Annotated in this window: 16 protein-coding genes, 1 tRNA gene, 3 rRNA genes, 1 pseudogene and 1 riboswitch; of the genes and pseudogenes, 5 read left to right on the top strand and 16 right to left on the bottom strand. The window is 43.0% G+C overall.

What is annotated here, in order from left to right; all coding sequences use genetic code 11:
* The 5 genes from modA to moaA form a co-directional block, all read right to left on the bottom strand.
* Positions 1 to 795, bottom strand: coding sequence for a molybdate ABC transporter substrate-binding protein (modA, locus tag HQQ94_RS01615; RefSeq protein ID WP_173292790.1), 795 nt, complete (start codon positions 793 to 795; stop codon positions 1 to 3).
* Positions 796 to 823: 28 nt separating this feature from the next.
* A complete protein-coding gene (gene moaE / locus HQQ94_RS01610; protein WP_173292789.1) occupies positions 824 to 1,291 on the bottom strand; it encodes a molybdopterin synthase catalytic subunit MoaE in 468 nt (155 codons plus the stop codon).
* A gap of 2 nt (positions 1,292 to 1,293) precedes the next feature.
* The gene (gene moaD, locus HQQ94_RS01605) at positions 1,294 to 1,545 is read right to left on the bottom strand and encodes a molybdopterin synthase sulfur carrier subunit (protein ID WP_173292788.1); all 252 of its coding nucleotides are present in this window, start codon (positions 1,543 to 1,545) and stop codon (positions 1,294 to 1,296) included.
* 4 nt (positions 1,546 to 1,549) lie between these two features.
* Complete coding sequence (gene moaC / locus HQQ94_RS01600) at positions 1,550 to 2,026, bottom strand: cyclic pyranopterin monophosphate synthase MoaC (protein ID WP_173292787.1); 477 nt, start codon at positions 2,024 to 2,026, stop codon at positions 1,550 to 1,552.
* Between the two features lie 97 nt (positions 2,027 to 2,123).
* On the bottom strand, positions 2,124 to 3,104 hold the full coding sequence (moaA, locus tag HQQ94_RS01595) for a GTP 3',8-cyclase MoaA (protein ID WP_173292786.1): 981 nt from the start codon (positions 3,102 to 3,104) through the stop codon (positions 2,124 to 2,126).
* Positions 3,092 to 3,226: riboswitch (molybdenum cofactor riboswitch) on the bottom strand. It overlaps the preceding gene by 13 nt.
* 225 nt (positions 3,227 to 3,451) lie before the next feature.
* On the opposite strand from moaA, the gene HQQ94_RS01590 reads away from it, so the two are divergent.
* Complete coding sequence (locus tag HQQ94_RS01590) at positions 3,452 to 5,101, top strand: electron transfer flavoprotein-ubiquinone oxidoreductase (protein ID WP_173292785.1); 1,650 nt, start codon at positions 3,452 to 3,454, stop codon at positions 5,099 to 5,101.
* 63 nt (positions 5,102 to 5,164) lie between these two features.
* Here HQQ94_RS01590 and HQQ94_RS01585 read toward each other — a convergent pair whose 3' ends face one another.
* From HQQ94_RS01585 to ccoG, 11 genes and pseudogenes are all read right to left on the bottom strand, one after another.
* Complete coding sequence (locus HQQ94_RS01585; protein WP_254303974.1) at positions 5,165 to 5,527, bottom strand: DUF4870 domain-containing protein; 363 nt, start codon at positions 5,525 to 5,527, stop codon at positions 5,165 to 5,167.
* Positions 5,528 to 5,558: 31 nt separating this feature from the next.
* Positions 5,559 to 6,254 (bottom strand): MOSC domain-containing protein, encoded by a 696-nt coding sequence (locus tag HQQ94_RS01580; RefSeq protein ID WP_173292784.1) that lies wholly within the window; start codon positions 6,252 to 6,254, stop codon positions 5,559 to 5,561.
* A gap of 32 nt (positions 6,255 to 6,286) precedes the next feature.
* Positions 6,287 to 7,126: a PfkB family carbohydrate kinase gene (locus HQQ94_RS01575; RefSeq protein ID WP_173292783.1), complete on the bottom strand. Its 840-nt coding sequence runs from the start codon at positions 7,124 to 7,126 to the stop codon at positions 6,287 to 6,289.
* A gap of 85 nt (positions 7,127 to 7,211) precedes the next feature.
* Complete coding sequence (locus tag HQQ94_RS01570) at positions 7,212 to 7,454, bottom strand: GNAT family N-acetyltransferase (protein WP_173292782.1); 243 nt, start codon at positions 7,452 to 7,454, stop codon at positions 7,212 to 7,214.
* A gap of 83 nt (positions 7,455 to 7,537) precedes the next feature.
* Positions 7,538 to 8,069 (bottom strand): annotated as a pseudogene (locus HQQ94_RS01565) (GNAT family N-acetyltransferase); the annotation flags it as partial.
* A 106-nt stretch (positions 8,070 to 8,175) separates the two neighbouring features.
* The gene (locus HQQ94_RS01560; protein ID WP_173296469.1) at positions 8,176 to 9,315 is read right to left on the bottom strand and encodes an alpha/beta hydrolase-fold protein; all 1,140 of its coding nucleotides are present in this window, start codon (positions 9,313 to 9,315) and stop codon (positions 8,176 to 8,178) included.
* Between the two features lie 158 nt (positions 9,316 to 9,473).
* Positions 9,474 to 9,550 (bottom strand) — tRNA-Asp (locus HQQ94_RS01555).
* A 106-nt stretch (positions 9,551 to 9,656) separates the two neighbouring features.
* A 5S ribosomal RNA gene (gene rrf / locus HQQ94_RS01550) occupies positions 9,657 to 9,772 on the bottom strand.
* Between the two features lie 307 nt (positions 9,773 to 10,079).
* A 23S ribosomal RNA gene (locus HQQ94_RS01545) occupies positions 10,080 to 12,998 on the bottom strand.
* A gap of 476 nt (positions 12,999 to 13,474) precedes the next feature.
* Positions 13,475 to 15,017: ribosomal RNA gene (locus HQQ94_RS01540) — 16S ribosomal RNA — on the bottom strand.
* Together the 16S, 23S and 5S rRNA genes with 1 tRNA gene alongside form the textbook arrangement of a ribosomal RNA operon.
* A 697-nt stretch (positions 15,018 to 15,714) precedes the next feature.
* Positions 15,715 to 17,157, bottom strand: a complete 1,443-nt coding sequence (ccoG, locus tag HQQ94_RS01535) for a cytochrome c oxidase accessory protein CcoG (protein ID WP_173292781.1) — start codon at positions 17,155 to 17,157, stop codon at positions 15,715 to 15,717.
* Between the two features lie 526 nt (positions 17,158 to 17,683).
* Between ccoG and HQQ94_RS01530 the strand changes: the two genes are divergently transcribed.
* From HQQ94_RS01530 to pstA, 4 genes are all read left to right on the top strand, one after another.
* Positions 17,684 to 17,881, top strand: a complete 198-nt coding sequence (locus tag HQQ94_RS01530; RefSeq protein ID WP_173292780.1) for a DUF2061 domain-containing protein — start codon at positions 17,684 to 17,686, stop codon at positions 17,879 to 17,881.
* Positions 17,882 to 18,365: 484 nt separating this feature from the next.
* Entirely contained in the window at positions 18,366 to 19,178 is an 813-nt protein-coding gene (locus tag HQQ94_RS01525) for a phosphate ABC transporter substrate-binding protein (RefSeq protein ID WP_173292779.1), read from the top strand.
* Between the two features lie 73 nt (positions 19,179 to 19,251).
* Positions 19,252 to 20,157: a phosphate ABC transporter permease subunit PstC gene (gene pstC, locus HQQ94_RS01520; protein ID WP_173292778.1), complete on the top strand. Its 906-nt coding sequence runs from the start codon at positions 19,252 to 19,254 to the stop codon at positions 20,155 to 20,157.
* Positions 20,157 to 21,008, top strand: a complete 852-nt coding sequence (pstA, locus tag HQQ94_RS01515) for a phosphate ABC transporter permease PstA (protein WP_173292777.1) — start codon at positions 20,157 to 20,159, stop codon at positions 21,006 to 21,008. The genes pstC and pstA overlap by 1 nt, the downstream gene beginning before the upstream one ends.
* The last annotated feature ends 5 nt before the right edge of the window (positions 21,009 to 21,013 follow it).

Below are 21,013 nucleotides of genomic sequence, written 5' to 3'. Positions count from 1 at the left end.
CTAATGACCCTCTGCTTTAACGGGTAAACCAAAGCCAAAATCACTGAATACTTGCCGTGCTATATCTGTTTGTAAATAATCATAAAAAGCTTTTGCGGTTGGTCCCGCTTTATTGGTAAGCACCATGCGTTGATAAATAGGATCATGTAATAATTCAGGCAAGGCTTGATAATGACCCACCTGCTGAAATTGAGGTGAAATGGCAAGTGAAAGCGCGATGATCCCTCCTTGAGTCGAACCACTGATCGCAAATTGCGCCGCTTGAGACACATTCTCACCATAAATAAGCTGTGGGGCTATTAACTCCCATAACCCCAAATGTGTTAGTAAGGATTGAGCTCTTTCTCCGTATGGCGCATGCTCAGGATTAGCAATAGCAAAGTGTTTCAATTTCCCACTGTCAATTAAGGCTTTTACGCCGACTAACTCAGGATCAAGCTGCAAAGGTGAGCTTATCGGTGCCACAATTGCCAGCCGACCTACAGCATAAAGCACCCCATCATCGACAGTAACTCCTAAGTTAACTAACTGCTTAATATACTTTTCATCAGCCGATAAAAATAACTGGAAGGGAGCACCATGTTTAATTTGCGCGACAAAATTGCCAGAAGAACCATAGGAAACTCGTACCTTAAACCCTGTATCTTGAGTAAATTTTTGAACCAGCTCATCCAATGCAAATTTAATATTTGATGCAGCCGCAATGGCTGGCACATCATTCGCCTTCACTTGAATACACATTACCGACATAACACAGGCAAATATCAGTGCAAATCCCTTTTTAAATCGAATCATGCTCTTTCCTTATGATCAACGCGGACTATTATGGTATATCCCACATCTTAGCTGCTTGTTCATCTGCATCTTTAGCGTCAAGCCAATTTTTCCCTGCTTCACCTGATTCCAATTTCCAAAAAGGGGCTTTAGTTTTAAGAAAATCGATTAGAAATTCACCTGCAGAAAAGGCGGCTTTACGGTGGGCACTGGTCACACCGATAAACACAATCTGGTCACCTAGAGCCATAGTACCGACACGATGAATAATAGTGACCTTATTTAACGACCAGCGCTCACGCGCTTCAACAATAATTTGACTTAATACCTCTTCGGTCATCCCAGGGTAATGCTCTAAAGTCAAATCAGTTACCATGCCGCCATAGTTAAAATCTCTGACTTTACCGACAAACGTAACCACGGCACCATCACGATAATCATCAGCGATAAGTGCGTATTCGTCAGCCACACTAAAATCTTGGGTTTGTACTAATACTTTACTCACATTAGCAGGCATTTTTATCCTCCTGTCACCGGTGGGAAAAAAGCCACTTCATCTCCATCTTCGACCTGCATATCCCAACGACTAATGGTCTGGTTAACAGCAACAAGCAACTTATCGGATGCCAAGACCTTGCCCCATTGTTCATTTTTAGATGCTAAGTTTGCACGTAATTCCTCTGCTGTAGTTATCTCTGCAATGGCCTCAACTTGTATAGAACTTTCACCTAACAGCTCTCTGATTTGAGCAAAAAACAAGATATTAATCATATTGTTATACCTTAAAAACCCCTGATTTACCGCCACGTTTTTCTAACAGGCGCGTCTGTGAAATCAAGATGTCTTTCTGCACAGCTTTACACATATCATAAATCGTTAATGCTGCAACCGATACTGCCGTTAATGCTTCCATCTCGACACCCGTTTTACCTGATAGCTTACATAAACTCGTAATACGAACTCGTTGATGTGCCGGCTGCGCTTCAAGTTCCACCTCAACTTTAGTCAACATCAGCGGATGACATAGAGGGATAAGATCTGAGGTTTTCTTCGCGGCCTGAATACCTGCAATACGTGCGGTGGCAAACACATCGCCTTTGTGATGACTACCGCTCATGATCATCTCAAGCGTCTCGCTGGCCATCTCAACAAACGCTTCAGCTCTTGCTTCACGCTCAGTCACCATTTTGTCAGTCACATCAACCATATGAGCATTGCCATTGGCATTGATATGGGTAAAATTGTTACTCATGACATTAACCTTTCATTTATTTACAAAATACTAATTAGCATACACAAAATTACCGATTCAATAATCAAGTTCGAATGCATCATAACCGATACCTGAATTAACCACCAATAGAGGCTAAATGCTGTGTCACACCTGTGATACCATCATGTAAGAAATGCGTCTCTTTCTTCTGAGCAAGTTGTCCATGGAGACGCTCGATTAACTCAGGTCGATGCGATGGATCTTGCAACAAATCTCTGAGATCAACACCGTTTTCAGTAAACAAACATAAATGTAATTTGCCATTAGCTGAGACACGTAACCGATTACAACTGGCGCAAAAATGTTGCTCATATGGCATAATCAAGCCAATGCGTCCCTTATGATCACTGCGGCTAAAATTTTGTGCTGGTCCATCCTCAACAGCTGATGGAACACGACTCCAGCCATCAGTAATCAACTGAGATTTAATATCTGCTCCAGACAAATGATGTGTTTGAAAATAATCACGACCCAGCCCAGTTTCCATCAGCTCGATGAAACGTAAATCTATTGGACTGTTTTTAATCCAATGAAGAAAACTTGGTAAGTCTTTATCATTCAAACCCTTAAGAAGAACGGCATTAATTTTCACTCGCTCAAACCCCGCCTCAAGAGCAGCATCAATGCCTCGCATCACCTTATCGAATTTATTTTCACCTGTGATCTGGTAGAACATCTTAGGATCTAAGCTGTCGACAGATACATTGATACGCCTCAGACCTGCTTCATACCATTCTTTAGCATGCTGCTCCAAACGATAACCATTTGTCGTCATCGCTATGGTATTAATTTTATCGTTATCTGCAACAATACGAATAATATCAGTAAAATCTTTACGCAGTGTCGGCTCTCCGCCTGTTATACGGATTTTTTGAGTGCCGACCTCGGCAAAGGCTGCAACTAAATTATTTATCTCATCGAGCCCAAGAAACTTATCACGGCCATTAGGCCTATACCCATCAGGTAAACAATAAGTACACTTGAAATTACACACATCAGTCACTGACATGCGCAAATAATGGAACCTTCGACCAAAGCTGTCTTGTAATTGCGACATGATCACCTTTCCAAGTAAGGGGAGGTGAGAGAATTTCTTATCACACCCCGGTGGCGTTATTGCCACGGCTTAACGCCCATATCTGTTGACTTAGGACAAGAAGCTCGGAGAACCGTCAGAGGCTAATTATAGACATATTTCAACTCTGACCCCTAGCGTTAAAAATCAATTTGTTGTACTGAACGAATTGGCCGTTAATATTTTGTGACACCGCTCACGTTAATAAATCCGGCAAGTTCGCAGTATCTCATTGTATAAACTCTGTGCCATCGACCCATTTTGATGTAAGGTGAGTAGCATAATTAAAACGCCCGTTTAACGGGAAAATGTAACCTATGAGGTGAGTGATGGAACGTGAATCGATGGAGTTTGATGTCGTTATCGTTGGGGCGGGTCCAGCTGGTCTAGCGACAGCATGCCGATTAATGCAGTTATCAAAAGATAGCGGACAAGAGATCACAGTTTGTGTGGTAGAGAAGGGCTCAGAAGTCGGCGCACATATACTTTCTGGTGCCGTATTTGAAGCTAAAATACTTGATGAACTGTTCCCAGAATGGCGTACTCATGGTGCCCCACTCCACACTCAAGTTGTCAGCGATGAAATCCACATGCTCAGCTCAGCGACAACTGCACGTGTAATTCCTAACTCACTACACCCAAAAACCATGCACAATACAGGTAACTACATTATTAGTGTGGGTAATCTTGCTCGTTGGTTAGCTGAACGTGCAGAAGAACTAGGTGTCGAGATTTTTCCAGGTTTTCCTGCTAGTGAACTAGTGTTCAATGAAGATAAAAGTGTTAAAGGCATACTCATCGGTGACATGGGTGTCGACAGTAACGGGCAAGCTAAAGAGAGTTATGAACCTGGCATGGAGCTCCATGCTAAATACACTATTTTTAGCGAAGGCTGTCGTGGTCATTTAGGTAAACAATTAATCCATAAATACCACTTAGATAACGGTAAAACCCCTCAACACTATGGCTTGGGGTTTAAGGAAATATGGAAAGTTCCCAGTGAGCAACATGAACAAGGTAAGGTAGTGCACACTGCCGGCTGGCCACTCACTCATGGGGCTTCCGGTGGCGGCTTCCTCTACCATCTCGAAGACAACCAAATAGCAGTAGGCTTAATTGTCGACCTTAATTATCAAAATCCTCATCTAAGCCCCTTTGATGAATTCCAGCGCTACAAAACCCATCCCATCATTTCACGCTACCTCAAAGATGGTGAGAGATTAAGCTATGGTGCGCGTGCAATCACTAAAGGCGGTCTAAATTCATTGCCTAAAATGAGTTTTCCAGGTGGACTCATCATAGGATGTAATGCTGGCACACTTAACTTTGCCAAAATTAAAGGCACACATACCGCGATGAAAAGTGGCGTATTAGCGGCAGAAACCGTGGCCCAAGCCCTGTTAACTGATCCTGAAGGTGGTAAAGATCTCGATTCCTATGCCAAAAAATTCGAACAAAGCTGGTTACAAGAGGAGCTCTATAAGTCACGTAATTTCGGCCCTGCCCTGCACAAATTTGGCACCTATTTAGGAGGCGCATTTAATGTTATCGACCAAAATTGGTTTGGCGGTAAATTTCCGATCACCTTAAGGGATGAAAAACCTGATTATGCCCAAATGGCTGAAGCCAGTGCTTACAAGAAGATCAATTATCCTAAAGCCGATGGTAAATTAAGTTTCGATAAGCTGTCATCAGTATATCTATCTAACACTTTCCATGAAGAAAATCAGCTTTGTCATCTCAAACTGAAAAATGACCGTATCCCTATCGATGTCAACTTAGTCACATTTGATGAGCCAGCTCAAAGGTATTGTCCTGCAGGGGTTTATGAAGTCGTAGAAGAAGAAGGCGAGAGTAAATTTGTCATCAACAGTCAAAATTGTATTCATTGTAAAACGTGCGATATTAAAGACCCAAGTCAAAATATTACTTGGGTCAGCCCTGAAGGAGGTGGTGGGCCAAACTACCCCAATATGTAAATAAGTGACATAAACTGAGTAAACACGCTCTTCAAGAGCGTGTTTACCTTATAACTCTTGATTTCATTTTTTTATAAAGTTAATTGACATAGGATACTGGTAGCTTATGCCTTCACTGGCTTTCATCACTGCAATAATGGTAAATACAATATCAAGGATCACAAGTATACCCATCATAATAAACCCAATTCCGATAAACATTAGGATCCCACTAATCATCATATAAATCATTAGACTTAACTTAAAGTTCAAACAGTGACGGCCACAATCATCAACAAAAGCGATCTCATCTCGCTTCATCAACCACACGACTAGTGGGCCAAGTATGCTGCCAAAAGGGATCATGTAGCCAGCAAAGCTTGAAGCATGGACCACAATGCCCATATTTTTATCATCTTGCGTGAGTACATAGGTTTCTTCTGCCATGTTTTATCTCCTTAAGTGATAGCCAGTTACCCTACTTTTGTGGGCCAAATAAACGCATCTCCCACGATTCAATTTTACGAGATTCAACTCTTCTTTGTAAGCTACAAACCCAAGACTGCGCTAAGCCATCACATACCGCGAGCTTATTGTAAGCTTTCGCATCAAATTCTGGGGAAAAATAAATATTCATCGCATCTCGCACACTGATGTCACTAAGTCGATCGAGCAAAACAATATTATCAGCCACATCGATGACACCAGGCTTAAGCACACGGTAAAACCAGCCGCACAGACCACTAACCTGCATAGCTAAAGCAAACTCTTTATGTCCAAACTGATGATTTAATTTAAAACATGGCGATCTCGGTTGCGTCACCTGCAACTCAACATCACCTATAGCAATAACATCACCAATATTGACTTGCGCTTCTTCCAAACCGACAGTGCTGATGTTTTCTCCCATGGTAGGAGCATCTTTAAATCCATTCATCATATCCCAGCGGCGATATTGACCGTAGTGCTCGCGAGGAAAATGATGCAGCACTCGATCGGGGCCACCATGATGCTTGGGATCAGCTTGAGCATCACCAACAACACTGTCTATGCTGACATTCAACTTAGTCGCTATTTTTTTTTGATCTATACCGCTGGAAATACCTTCAACACTAACGACTTCATCACCGGCATATAAACCCGATAACTGCTTAACCAGAACTTCCTTTAACATCTAACTTCTCCATAAAAATATAACCTTCATATTTAACCATACAAATAATGCTTCAATGCCTCTCCGGGAATTGAACTTTGGGTCGCAACAGCAAAACTTGCCCACACTCCAGCCTCTGTCATCGACTCTATAATCCCTAACCCTGAAGTCAAACCATGCAGCAAACCTGCAGCGTAAGCATCTCCCGCACCTGTTGTCTCTACAACCTTAGCTAAAGTCGAGTCTACATGCTTACAGCCATCATGAGTATAAAGATATGATCCATCGACCCCATCGGTAATAATAAAATATTTCAGGCTATCTCCAGCAATCGTTAACCCGTATTCCCAAGGTGGTAACTGGCTGCGCCCTTGTATATCGGTCATAGAGGCAATTAAGATATCGCAAGGTCTGGAACGATCATCTTTAGCCAATTGAGCCAATACTAAGCAATGGTTAAGAGCACTATTAGCCCAACTCTCACACCCTTTTGCCGAAGAGTTAAAATACACAGCATCCCACTGACCCCATACAGGAGGCTTAGCAAGTTCAAAAACAGGCCTTTCAGGACGAATAATAGTGCGCTCGCCATCTGGCGTCATTACCAATAACATCTCACATGTATTTTTCTCATACCTTTGAATTAGATGACAATCTATACCCTGAGTACTCGCCTCAGCCAACAGCCAATCACCCAACTTATCTTTACCTACTTGGCTAACAAGCGTCACTGTATGTTTTGCCCATACAAGACCAATTCCGGTATTTGCTCCTCCTCCGCCTAAGCGTTTACCACCATCTTGATAGTGAAATCGTCCGCCCATCTGCAACGGCTTATCCAGATTCAATATGCGATCACAATTTAGGTTCGCCACCAGAAGAATATTAGCCAAAATCGCTCCGAAAAATAAACATTATAGTATCGATAATAAAGGAATCTTGGCAAAAGGGATATTCACAAATAAACAATAAACAGAGTCAACTTTTAACCAGAAACATACCTTCACTGGTGGGTCGACTAAGCGTAAAACCAAATTTTTCATATAACTCAGGTACATCTGCCATGAGGCTGATATAAGCCCCCTTTGGTGCTTCTCGATCCAAGTAGTCCATTATGGCTTGCATAATCAGCCTGCCGTAACATTTTCCTTGATAAACTGGATCAACGGCAATATCAACTATTTCAAAATTCAGCGCCCCATCCCCAACAACTCGCCCCATGCCTACAGTTTTTGATTAACCAATATTGGCGTTTCAATTAAGCTTACATCTACACTTTCTGATTGAGGCTCTTCACTACTACGCCACTGAGAAGCTAACATTGCATACTGATATTCACTGCCCCACACACCTTTAAAAAAGATATTCTCAATAAAATGTGCCTCACGACGAAAGCCCACCCGCTCAAGCAAAAGCCAAGAAGCAAGATTATCAAAGTCGGTTGTCGCTACAACTCGATGCAATTTCGGATCAGCAAATAGATAAGTTAATAGCCCTACTACAGTCTCAGATGCATAGCCCAGTCCTTGAAAATTAGGCGCTAAAGCAAAGCCTATTTCAATTTTCTCCTCATCGATAAAATGAACCGCTAAATCGCCTAAAAGCTGGTTAGACTCCTTCTCCAAAATAGCAAGTTGAAACCATGCACCTAAAGTTCCAAATTTACACTTTTTCATCTCACCGAACAGAGCTTGAGCATCTTGAAAACGATATTCACTCCAGCTCTGATATTTAGCCACTTCAGGCAGGGCACGATAAATAACTAGCAAACGCGTGTAAATCGTTTAGTTGAAATTCACGACAAACAATACGCTCAGTGCTAAATAATTCTTTCATCTCAATTAAACCACTGGTAAATTAATACCTCAAACCTTTAGCAATCCTATTGCCATAAATATGACTTTCCCTACCAAGTCATATTAAGTATGCCATTACTCACAGACTAATGCTTACTGACCAGCTGATTAGCTTGTAATTTCTTATTTTGAGCAATGATGTCACTTAGAAACACTGAATCATATTGCTTCGCAAGCTGCAGCGCTTTTTCCGAAGCTGTAATAGCCTTCTCTAATTCATTGTTCAGTGCGTATGCCGTTGCTAAGCTATCCCAAATAATATCCGATAATTTAAAATACATAGCCCCTTGCTCAAGTATTTCTACCCCCCAATCCGTCTTTCCCTCATAGGATGCTTTTAATCCATATACATTATACTGATGCTCTGACATAGGAAATTCATAACCAAACTCAAGCCTTTTACTCTGATAAAACTTTTGCAATTCAGCTAGTGACATCACATTTATTTCAGGAACAGCATTCCAACCGCTAAAGATAGCTTGCAGCGCTTTATTATTACCTATTAGAGGAGTGCTATCATGGGTTTCATCAGGAAATTGAGCATGAAACAAAACTAGCTTATCTGGTGTATTTTTATTGAGGCTACCTAGCATTGCATCAAATGCACTTTTCATTTCATTCGGCTCACTAGCCAAACTTAAAAACCATCTCATTGGTTTTTCTATTTTAAGCTTTTGAAGTTTCTTATCGTGACTTACAAGAGATGCATTGTCCCACCATAAACTTGGGCTAATTGAAATCGCGGCGTTAAATTCCGAATTACTAGTCAAGGCTAAGTAACTTGTGTATAAACCTGACAACGAATGCCCCGAGATGATTTCATATGGTGCAATACGATATTTATCTCTTAACTCAGGTAGTAACTCTTCCTGTAAAAAAGAAGTATACACTTGTGCACCTCCTGAACGTCCCTTGAATTTTGATGATTCTGTGTGAGTGAAGTTTTTCAAGCGATGAATAGTACTTACTCCAATCACAATCATTTCGGGAATGATCGCGTACGAGCTTAAAAACTGTACGCCCGCAGAAATGTGCTCAAATTGTGTAGATCCATCCAACACGACTAAAACAGGGTATTTAAAGTTTGTTGAATGATTACAGGAATTTGGTAATGCAACTTGGATAGTAAGTTGCTCTTTTATCATCGTTGAAACGAAAGAAAAGCGCTCCGCGCCCACACAAATAAATGGTGATAACAAGAGTAGTATCAATGATATCCTTTTCATCATAATTATTTTTATAATTAATTATTAATAAGTTAAGTGATAGTGCCACTCAACTCAAAGAATAACAAGACGAGTCTTAGAACAATGATAATGCTACTAAACTGATATAGACAAAACGAAAAAAGCCTCATCTTTCGATGAGGCTTTCGTCTTTGTGTTGGCGGAGTGGACGGGACTCGAACCCGCGACCCCCGGCGTGACAGGCCGGTATTCTAACCAACTGAACTACCACTCCTTTAGACATAAAGTCTAAATTCTTTTTCGTCACTAACTTGTCAAAGTTAGGAGACGTGTTTTCACTACTTTCTCTAATAAAAAGTTAAAGTGAAAACGAATTAGGCGCCTGGAAATGACCTACTCTCACATGGGGAGACCCCACACTACCATCGGCGCGATTGCGTTTCACTTCTGAGTTCGGGATGGGATCAGGTGGGGCCACAATGCTATGGTTTCCAGACAAATTCTTACTGGTTAATTATTCGTCTCACGGCATTGTTTCCTCGCTCCAGTGCTTGTGTACTAAAGTACACGCCGCGCTTCGCTCGTTACGGCTTTGTCAGCCAAACAATTTCCTGCGTAATTAACCAAATAACTAAATTCGAAAAGCTGTTAAATAAATATAATTGAATTTAGTACACGGATGTACTGTATGTCATAAATGCAGGAGCATTTTATGACCAACTTAAATCAAATTGGTATTCTTTTTCGCTCTGTAATCACTCATTAACCACAAACTTCTTAGAAGTAAAACCCATCTGGGTTGTATGGTTAAGCCTTACGAGTCATTAGTACAGGTTAGCTCAACGCCTCACAACGCTTACACGCCCTGCCTATCAACGTCCTAGTCTCGAACGGCTCTTTAAAGGGATTAAATCCCTAGGGATGACTCATCTTAGGACTCGCTTCCCGCTTAGATGCTTTCAGCGGTTATCGATTCCGAACGTAGCTACCGGGCAATGCTATTGGCATAACAACCCGAACACCAGCGGTTCGTCCACTCCGGTCCTCTCGTACTAGGAGCAGCTTCCTTCAATCATCCAACGCCCACGGCAGATAGGGACCGAACTGTCTCACGACGTTCTGAACCCAGCTCGCGTACCACTTTAAATGGCGAACAGCCATACCCTTGGGACCGACTTCAGCCCCAGGATGTGATGAGCCGACATCGAGGTGCCAAACACCGCCGTCGATATGAACTCTTGGGCGGTATCAGCCTGTTATCCCCGGCGTACCTTTTATCCGTTGAGCGATGGCCCTTCCATTCAGAACCACCGGATCACTATGACCTACTTTTCGTACCTGCTCGACGTGTATGTCTCGCAGTTAAGCTGGCTTATGCCATTGCACTAACCGTACGATGTCCGACCGTACTTAGCCAACCTTCGTGCTCCTCCGTTACTCTTTGGGAGGAGACCGCCCCAGTCAAACTACCCACCAGACACTGTCCTCAACCCCGATTCAGGGGCCAGAGTTAGAACATCAAAACTACAAGGGTGGTATTTCAAGGTTGACTCCATCAGAACTAGCGTCCCAACTTCAAAGTCTCCCACCTATCCTACACATGTAGGTTCAATGTTCAGTGCCAAGCTATAGTAAAGGTGCACGGGGTCTTTCCGTCTAGCCGCGGGTATACGGCATCTTCACCGCAATTTCAACTTCACTGAGTCTCGGCTGGAGACAGCGTGGCCATCATTACGCCATTCGTGCAGGTCGGAACTTACCCGACAAGGAATTTCGCTACCTTAGGACCGTTATAGTTACGGCCGCCGTTTACCGGGGCTTCGATCATGAGCTTCTCCGAAGATAACCCAATCAATTAACCTTCCGGCACCGGGCAGGCGTCATACCGTATACTTCCTCTTGCGAGTTTGCACAGTACTGTGTTTTTGATAAACAGTTGCAGCCACCTGGTATCTGCGACTCCCGTCAGCTTAAAGAGCAAGTCTTATCACCAACAGGAGCGTACCTTCTCCCGAAGTTACGGTACCATTTTGCCTAGTTCCTTCAGCCGAGTTCTCTCAAGCGCCTTGGTATTCTCTACCCAACCACCTGTGTCGGTTTGGGGGTACGATTCCTACTAACCTGAAGCTTAGAAGATTTTCCTGGAAGCATGGCATCAACTACTTCATCACCTTAGTGACTCGTCATCAGCTCTCAGCATCGCAATTTAATGCGTATTCCCGGATTTGCCTAAGAATACTGCCTACTACCTTAAACGCGGACAACCAACGCCGCGCTAGCCTAGCCTTCTCCGTCTCTCCATCGCAGTTAGCAGAAGTACGGGAATATTAACCCGTTTCCCATCGACTACGCCTTTCGGCCTCGCCTTAGGGGTCGACTCACCCTGCCCTGATTAACATTGGACAGGAACCCTTGGTCTTTCGGCGAGGGAGTTTTTCACTCCCTTTATCGTTACTCATGTCAGCATTCGCACTTCTGATACCTCCAGCGTGGGTTACCCCTTCACCTTCTACGGCTTACAGAACGCTCCTCTACCGCGTACATCAAAGATGCACACCCGTAGCTTCGGTGTATTGCTTAGCCCCGTTAAATCTTCCGCGCAGGCCGACTCGACTAGTGAGCTATTACGCTTTCTTTAAATGATGGCTGCTTCTAAGCCAACATCCTAGCTGTCTAAGCCTTCCCACATCGTTTCCCACTTAGCAATAACTTTGGGACCTTAGCTGACGGTCTGGGTTGTTTCCCTTTTCACGACGGACGTTAGCACCCGCCGTGTGTCTCCCGAGTAGTACTCATTGGTATTCGGAGTTTGCAAAGGGTTGGTAAGTCGGGATGACCCCCTAGCCTTAACAGTGCTCTACCCCCAATGGTATTCGCTCGAGGCGCTACCTAAATAGCTTTCGAGGAGAACCAGATATCTCCCGGTTTGATTGGCCTTTCACCCCCATCCACAAGTCATCCGCTCATTTTTCAACATAAGTCGGTTCGGTCCTCCAATTGATGTTACTCAATCTTCAACCTGCCCATGGATAGATCACCGGGTTTCGGGTCTACACCTTGCAACTAAACGCGCAGTTAACACTCGGTTTCCCTACGGCTCCGCTATTCGCTTAACCTCGCTACAAAATGTAAGTCGCTGACCCATTATACAAAGGTACGCAGTCACGGTTTCTTACCCATAAAGAGTTGAACCGCTCCCACTGCTTGTACGTATACGGTTTCAGGTTCTATTTCACTCCCCTCACAGGGGTTCTTTTCGCCTTTCCCTCACGGTACTGGTTCACTATCGGTCAGTCAGGAGTATTTAGCCTTGGAGGATGGTCCCCCCATGTTCAGACAAGATGTCACGTGTCCCGTCCTACTCGTTTTCATCTATGGTTAGTTTTCATGTACGGGGCTATCACCCTGTGCCGCTGTGCTTTCCAACACATTCCACTAACACCCCATAGACTTAAGGGCTAACCCCCGTTCGCTCGCCGCTACTAGGGGGATCTCGGTTGATTTCTTTTCCTCCGGGTACTTAGATGTTTCAGTTCCCCGGGTTCGCCTCACGACACTATGTATTCATGTCGTGATACATGCTTATGCATGTGGGTTTCCCCATTCGGATATCGTTAGCTCAAATGCTTGTTACTAGCTCGCCAACGCTTTTCGCAAGTTACTACGTCCTTCATCGCCTCTGACTGCCAAGGCATCCACCGTATACGCTTAGTCACTTAACCATACAACCCACATAGGTTTTTATTCGCTTGCTACTTTGCCCTTATGCGGCGTTACTTAAGTTCGCTTGTCAGTTATGTAGCGCTGCTACATGCCTTTCTCGCTCACTTTCGCGCCTTGCCTAAGACCAAACTCGCTGCGCTAATATTATCTATTGTTCAAACGGGTAGTTTGAACGAGATGTATCGCAACTAATGGTGTTTACTTTCGCCAAAAGAATACTCTTGAACTCATCACCCTAAGGTAAATTATTCCGCACTTGATTTAAGTGTTTGAGAACTCAATTATTTATTTTCGCATTAATGCTATTAACAACAAACAACCTATAACATAAGCCATTCACTGTCCCTTTCACATTAACACTATCAGCTTTCCAAATTTTTAAAGAACAAGCATCACCGTAAAGGCGTGCCACTCGCTCTAACAAGAACAAGTTATCTGTGTGAACACTCAGCAAATATTGAGTTAGTCGTATAGGTAAGGAGGTGATCCAGCCCCAGGTTCCCCTAGGGCTACCTTGTTACGACTTCACCCCAGTCATGAACCACACCGTGGTAAACGCCCTCCCCGAAAGGTTAAGCTATCTACTTCTGGTGCAGCCCACTCCCATGGTGTGACGGGCGGTGTGTACAAGGCCCGGGAACGTATTCACCGTGGCATTCTGATCCACGATTACTAGCGATTCCGACTTCATGGAGTCGAGTTGCAGACTCCAATCCGGACTACGACCGGCTTTGTGAGATTAGCTCCACCTCGCGGCTTTGCAACCCTCTGTACCGACCATTGTAGCACGTGTGTAGCCCTACTCGTAAGGGCCATGATGACTTGACGTCGTCCCCACCTTCCTCCGGTTTATCACCGGCAGTCTCCCTAAAGTTCCCGACATAACTCGCTGGCAAATAAGGATAAGGGTTGCGCTCGTTGCGGGACTTAACCCAACATTTCACAACACGAGCTGACGACAGCCATGCAGCACCTGTCTCTCAGTTCCCGAAGGCACCAAACCATCTCTGGTAAGTTCTGAGGATGTCAAGAGTAGGTAAGGTTCTTCGCGTTGCATCGAATTAAACCACATGCTCCACCGCTTGTGCGGGCCCCCGTCAATTCATTTGAGTTTTAACCTTGCGGCCGTACTCCCCAGGCGGTCTACTTAATGCGTTAGCTTGGGAACCCAGTAACTAAGTTACCAAATTCCGAGTAGACATCGTTTACGGCGTGGACTACCAGGGTATCTAATCCTGTTTGCTCCCCACGCTTTCGTACATGAGCGTCAGTCTTTGTCCAGGGGGCCGCCTTCGCCACCGGTATTCCTTCAGATCTCTACGCATTTCACCGCTACACCTGAAATTCTACCCCCCTCTACAAGACTCTAGTTCCCCAGTTCCAAATGCAATTCCCAGGTTGAGCCCGGGGCTTTCACATCTGGCTTAAAAAACCGCCTGCGTACGCTTTACGCCCAGTAATTCCGATTAACGCTTGCACCCCTCGTATTACCGCGGCTGCTGGCACGAAGTTAGCCGGTGCTTCTTCTGCGAGTAACGTCACAGCTAGCCGCTATTAACGACCAACCTTTCCTCCTCGCTGAAAGTGCTTTACAACCCGAAGGCCTTCTTCACACACGCGGCATGGCTGCATCAGGCTTTCGCCCATTGTGCAATATTCCCCACTGCTGCCTCCCGTAGGAGTCTGGGCCGTGTCTCAGTCCCAGTGTGGCTGATCATCCTCTCAGACCAGCTAGGGATCGTCGCCTAGGTGAGCCATTACCTCACCTACTAGCTAATCCCACCTAGACTCATCTAATCGCGGAAGGCCCGAAGGTCCCCTCCTTTCCCCCGTAGGGCGTATGCGGTATTAGCAGTCGTTTCCAACTGTTATCCCCCACGACTAGGCAGATATCTAGGCATTACTCACCCGTCCGCCGCTCGACGCCTGATAGCAAGCTATCTTCGTTTCCGCTCGACTTGCATGTGTTAGGCCTGCCGCCAGCGTTCAATCTGAGCCATGATCAAACTCTTCAATTAAAGTTTTTTGCTAAACCCCGTTAAGGACTCAGCGGCTCAATGAATTCTGATTTCATTGACAACACTCATAAGAGTGTTAACAACGATTGTACATATTGATTCAAACTAGGTTCGAATCTATGAACACTCATTCATTGAGAAATTTTTTGACTGCCTCACTTTTTACTAGAAAAAAGAGGCAGTTTCGAATAACTCAATACCTGTGAGTGTCCACACAGATTTCTTGTCTCAAATTGTTAAAGAGCGTTAGTACCAATCTTTCAGGTACTGCCGTTAGACGCTAGGTCGTTGGCTTGAGGAGGCGTATTCTACACTCTCCATTGTTGGCGTCAAGCGCTTATTTTAAGAAGATTTTCAACTGACGCTTTCTTGTACACTTTCGTGTTAGGCTACATCAATGAACCACTTAAACCGCTTTTCACCTGACTAAGCTTTCTATTGAAATCTCAATCTCTAGCACTGCTGCAAGTCCCTTACTCCTTAGCGTTTACGCTACCTCGTTGGCCTGCTGTGCCGTGTCAGTGGTTGCGCATTATAGGGATATCACCGCAGAGTACAAGCGCTTTTTTATAAATAAATACATTTAACATGCTAAATGTTGCTTTATCACTCAACAAGGTGAAAATAAAGACAAAACACTCAAAATCACAGTTTGAAAGGAACTTATGTGCCTTTCAAACGGCTATTATATAGGTAACTATTGACTAAAAAAGCGAGATTCCTGTTTAGCCTCTATATAAGTCTCATCAGTTTCATTAGCATTAATTTCAGTGACCAATTTAAAATGAATTTTAGTCATGGTTCTAGAAAGGTTAACAGGATCTACCGCTACGCTTATTGGAAGCGTTAGCACTTCACCTCCTGAGATACTGACTTCCTGAGCACCATACCAGGTATATTTAGGTAAACCTTCAACTGAAAGTCTGTACTTATGATCTTGCTCTGTCTTATTTAGAATTTTCAAAGTGAAGGTATTTTCTGTTAATCCGTCATTATTTTCTCTAAATAATTCATTACGATCACGGATCACATCGATACGGACAGGGGCAATTGTCGCACTCGCATAGATAAAAACAAGGATCATAATAGTGAGCACAACACCATAGCCAACCAACTTGGGGCGTAATACGGTTTCTTTTATCCCCTCGAGTTTATTTTCAGTCGTATATGAAATTAGCCCTTTAGCGTATCCCATCTTATCCATGGTGGAGTCGCATGCATCAATACAAGCACCACAGTTAATACATTCATATTGCAAACCGTTGCGAATATCTATCCCTGTAGGACACACCTGCACACATAAATCACAATCAATACAGTCACCGAGTCCTAATTCTTTATGATCAACCTTACGCGATCTTGGACCTCTGCTTTCACCACGATGAGTATCATATCCAACAATATATGTATTTTGATCAAACATAGCGGCTTGGAAACGTGCATAAGGGCAAATATGGATACACATTATCTCTCTCATCCAGCCAGCATTTCCATATGTCGCTAGAGTGAATAAAACAACCCAAAAATAAATGCCACCACTAGCGTTAAGGGTAAAAACATCAACATAGACTTCACGGGTAGGCACAAAATAAGACACAAATGTCATGGCTGTAATCAAAGATATTAACAACCAGGCTGTATGTTTGGCGGTTTTACGCCAGAGTTTATTAACACTCCAGGGCATTTGATCTAATTTAATTCTCTTATTACGCGCACCTTCAAGTTTTTCTTCAAACCAAATGAAAATAAACGTCCATACCGTTTGTGGACAAGTAAAACCACACCAAACTCTGCCAAGATAAGTCGTGACAAAAAATAAACCAAAAGCGGCAATCATCAATAGTGCTGCAAGTAGAGTAAGATCTTGCGGCCATATGGTTAATCCAAAAATATGAAATTTCTGCTCACCTAAGTTAAACCACACCGCTTGTCGATTGCCCCATGTGAGCCAAGGTAAGACAAGAAAAAAGAGCAATGCCCCCCAACCTAATCGTGTACGTAATCGACTCCAAAGCCCTTCTACTGCTCGGACATAAATACGATTACGAGGATTAAACCTATCGATTTTACTCGCATCAGGTTGATGAATTTTAATCCGCTTAGCTTTTGAATAATCCTTATTATTAGGCTCTATGCTCATGTTTTTAGCCTTACCACTTTAATTTTGCTCGAAAATTAGCTTATTATACCTTTTATATTATAGATTATTCACCAGAGTTGGACTTAAAATGAGAGGTTGAATCATATTAGATATCGAAGCTGATTTAATCTATTGCACCGCAAGATAAACATATCTAGCCAAACACTTATCTATAACGATTAACTATCCTGAATGTCAAAATTAATGTAGACCTAACACTATCAATGAATTGTTTATTACATTAGACCACACAAGACAATGGCCAGATGTCGATTGCGTACTGCTTACAGCTAATGGTCCCTCAACCAAAGGAGACCTGATGTCTTTTTAGGAAAGCGTGATCAAGATTTCTTCTGCACGATTAATGGTATTGAATCTCGACAGTAAAAAGACGTTATTTTTTATTAGTATATAACTAAAAGTAACGCTTAATCTCAAAAAGCTATCAAGTTAATCTAATGTTTCCCCTTTATAACCTAAATGATAAGCATTACCATTTAGGTTATAAACTTAAAGGAAACTCATCATGACTAAGACATTTACTTTTGCAATACTCCATTTCAGCGTTGCATTCACCATTACTTATTTACTGACTGGTAGCATCATTATCGGTGGCACAGTCGCCTTGGTAGAGCCTGCAGTGAACACCGTGGTATTTTATTTTCATGAAAAGGTATGGCGTAAATTTGAGAAGAATAAACAGGCAGGTATCATCTCTCTATAACCAGCATTTTATTTTAGCTACCAAGTAAACACATAACCATACTCTCAGCCTTGAGGTAAAGAGGCTGGAGGATAACCAGACACAGTTAACCGTTATAACAATAGTGGTAATCAAAGCGTCATAAAAATTTCATAAACAAATATATCAGTAATTAGACATTGACTTAATTAACCTATCCATCTTACTTAATATGATAGTTATATGGCAAGAAACAATGTAAAGTGGAACATAACCTACTATATATCCTCAGCTTTAGGTAAGTTCAATTGTTTTTCACCTTAGTTAATTAAATCTTATCACTTCATTCTTCCCTTGTAACACCATGATATAAAACCTACAAATATCACCATGCCAATCCTCTCTATCTAACCCGAAAGTACTACTTGTAACTTAGCTGTCATATTTATCTGTCTTAATGCTTTCAGCTTCCAGAGCGGAAGTCTCAACTTAATATGTCTTTCGACTAAATAGAGTAGAATTTGTGATGAAAAAAGTTATTGGTTTATTAGCCGCTGCTAGCTTAATGACAGCACCACTTGCTCAAGCAAGCACAACAATTACAGTTTCAGGATCAACCTCTGTAACGAATGTGATGGAAGTATTAGCAGAAACTTATCAAAAGACTGCTGGCAACAACGTTGAAGTACAAGGTACAGGCTCATCAGCTGGGATCCGTGCAGCCAAAGATGGCACTAGCATGATAGGAATGTCGTCTCGCGATGTTAAAACCAGTGAAATAACCGCAGATACTAAAAAAATAGTCATAGCTCGTGACGGTATCGCTGTTGCACTGAACAATGATAACCCTGTGCAGAACCTCACTAAAGAGCAAATCACTAAAATTTACCGTGGCGAAATTAAAAATTGGAATCAAGTGGGCGGTGAAAACAAACCTATTGTCGTTGTCACTCGAGATACTGCATCCGGTACTCGGGGGGCTTTCGAAGATATCATGAAGCTCAAACGTGAAATAAAAGGCATAAAAGTATCTGCTATTACGCAAACAGCTCAAGTGGGTAATGGTAACGGCATGGTAAAAACCATAGTGGCAAATAACACTTTTGCTATTGGTTATATTTCTCTCGGTTCAGTTGACGACTCGCTACAGGCAGTGAAAATAGATGGTATCGCAGCAACCGATGAGAATATTGTCGCAGGTGAATACACCATTGCACGACCATTTGTATTACTCATTAAAAACAACGTAGCCCAAGAGGCTAAAGACTTTATCAACTACATTCTGTCAGACAAAGGTCAGAACATTGTTGCCGAACAAGGTTATATCCGTATTAAGTAATACCTTCACCCTCGAATAGGCGCTTTCGCTCCTATTCGAGGTAATGTTAATTGCATGACCTTGAGGCAAAGTGATGGATACGGCCAAAATAATCCGCACATCAGAGCTAAAACTCGTTCAAAAAAATACTTATGATTGGATTGGAACTGGATTCCACCTCCTATTTCTATGCAGCGCCATGGTGGGAGTTATCTCTGTGGTGACCATAGGTTGGTTTCTATTTCATGAAGGCTTACCCGCATTTCAAGAAGCTGGGATCACCGAATTAATTTTAGGAAGAGAATGGCTTCCTCCCGCCTTGTTTGGCATATTCCCTATGATAGTGGCATCGATTATTTCTACAGCGGGAGCTGTCATTATCGGTGTACCTATAGCGATTCTTACCGCTATTTTTCTGGCCGAGTTAGCGCCAAAATGGCTTGCTGATATTATTAGGCCTGCTGTAGAGCTACTCGCAGGGATCCCATCGGTTGTTTATGGCTTTTTTGGATTAGTGATCATAGTTCCTGCTATTGAGATTATCTTCAACATTCCGGCTGGAAATACGATTTTGGCAGGCATTATCGTATTGGCAATAATGATATTACCCACAGTGATCACCATATCAAAGACCTCTCTACGTGCGCTGCCATCAGTTTATAAAGAAGGGGCTCTCGCCTTAGGAGCATCGCATATATACAGTATCTTTAAGGTATTAATCCCTGCTGCACGTAGCGGTATTATAACCGGCGTAGCACTCGGAGTGGCTAGAGCGATAGGCGAGACGATGGCGATTATCATGGTCATGGGGAACGCTCCAGCGATGCCCGGCTCAATCTTAGATCCTGCTCGAACCTTAACAGCAAATATCGCCATGGAAATGTCTTATGCTACGGGGATTCATGCCAGCGCACTATATTCGACCGGCATTGTGTTATTAGTCTTTATTGTATTACTGAACGCAAGCTTATTATATCTCAACCGCAAGAGGAGCAACTAATGCTTCAAGGTAAAGGCTTACTCAGCAGAGATACTAAAGATAAACTCCTTTTAGGTGTAATATGGAGTTCAGCAGCTATCACGGTATTTTTCCTACTCTGGGTCGTTTGGCACATTTTAAGTAATGGTTTATCTCATGTGAGTTGGGCATTTATTACTGGTGCTTATACCCGAATTGGTGAAGCATCGGGCATCTTTTCCATGATCGTTTCAACTGTTTATATGGTTGGCCTGTCTCTCGCCATAGCAGCTCCAATAGGCATAATGACGGCAATTTATTTAACTGAATACGCTAAGCCTGGCTGTAAAGTTGTGCAGATAATTCGCTTTTGTATCGAATCTCTAGCGGGCATACCTTCTATCGTCTATGGCCTGTTTGGTATGACCTTCTTTGTCACTACCTTAGGTTTAGGCTTCTCAATTCTAGCGGGGTCTTTAACCTTATCCATGCTAATTTTACCCGTGCTTATTCGTACCACAGAAGAAGCTTTGCTCGCCGTACCTATTAGCTACCGTGAAGGTGGTTACGCTTTAGGTAGCAGTAAGGTGTACACCATTTGGCGCTTGATATTACCCAGTGCTCTACCAGGTATCGTCACTTCGGTGATCTTAAGTATTGGTCGAGTCATTGGCGAATCAGCCCCGGTATTTTTAACCGCTGGTATGGTGACCCAAATACCTGAGTCAGTTTTAGAGTCAGGTCGCACCTTAACGGTCCACTTATACAAACTAACGCAAGAGCTATTTACTCAAAATGAATGGGATCAAGCCTACGCAACAGCCACTGTCCTTATCGTACTCATACTTGTTTTAAATCTGGCAACTAAGTTGATTGCCACTCGTATTAAATAAAGGCC

It is taken from the genome of Shewanella sp. VB17 (genome assembly GCF_013248905.1).
In the GTDB taxonomy this organism is placed as follows: domain Bacteria; phylum Pseudomonadota; class Gammaproteobacteria; order Enterobacterales; family Shewanellaceae; genus Shewanella.
Note: the sequence above shows the minus strand (reverse complement) of the source record. Positions and strands in the feature narration are given on the sequence as shown.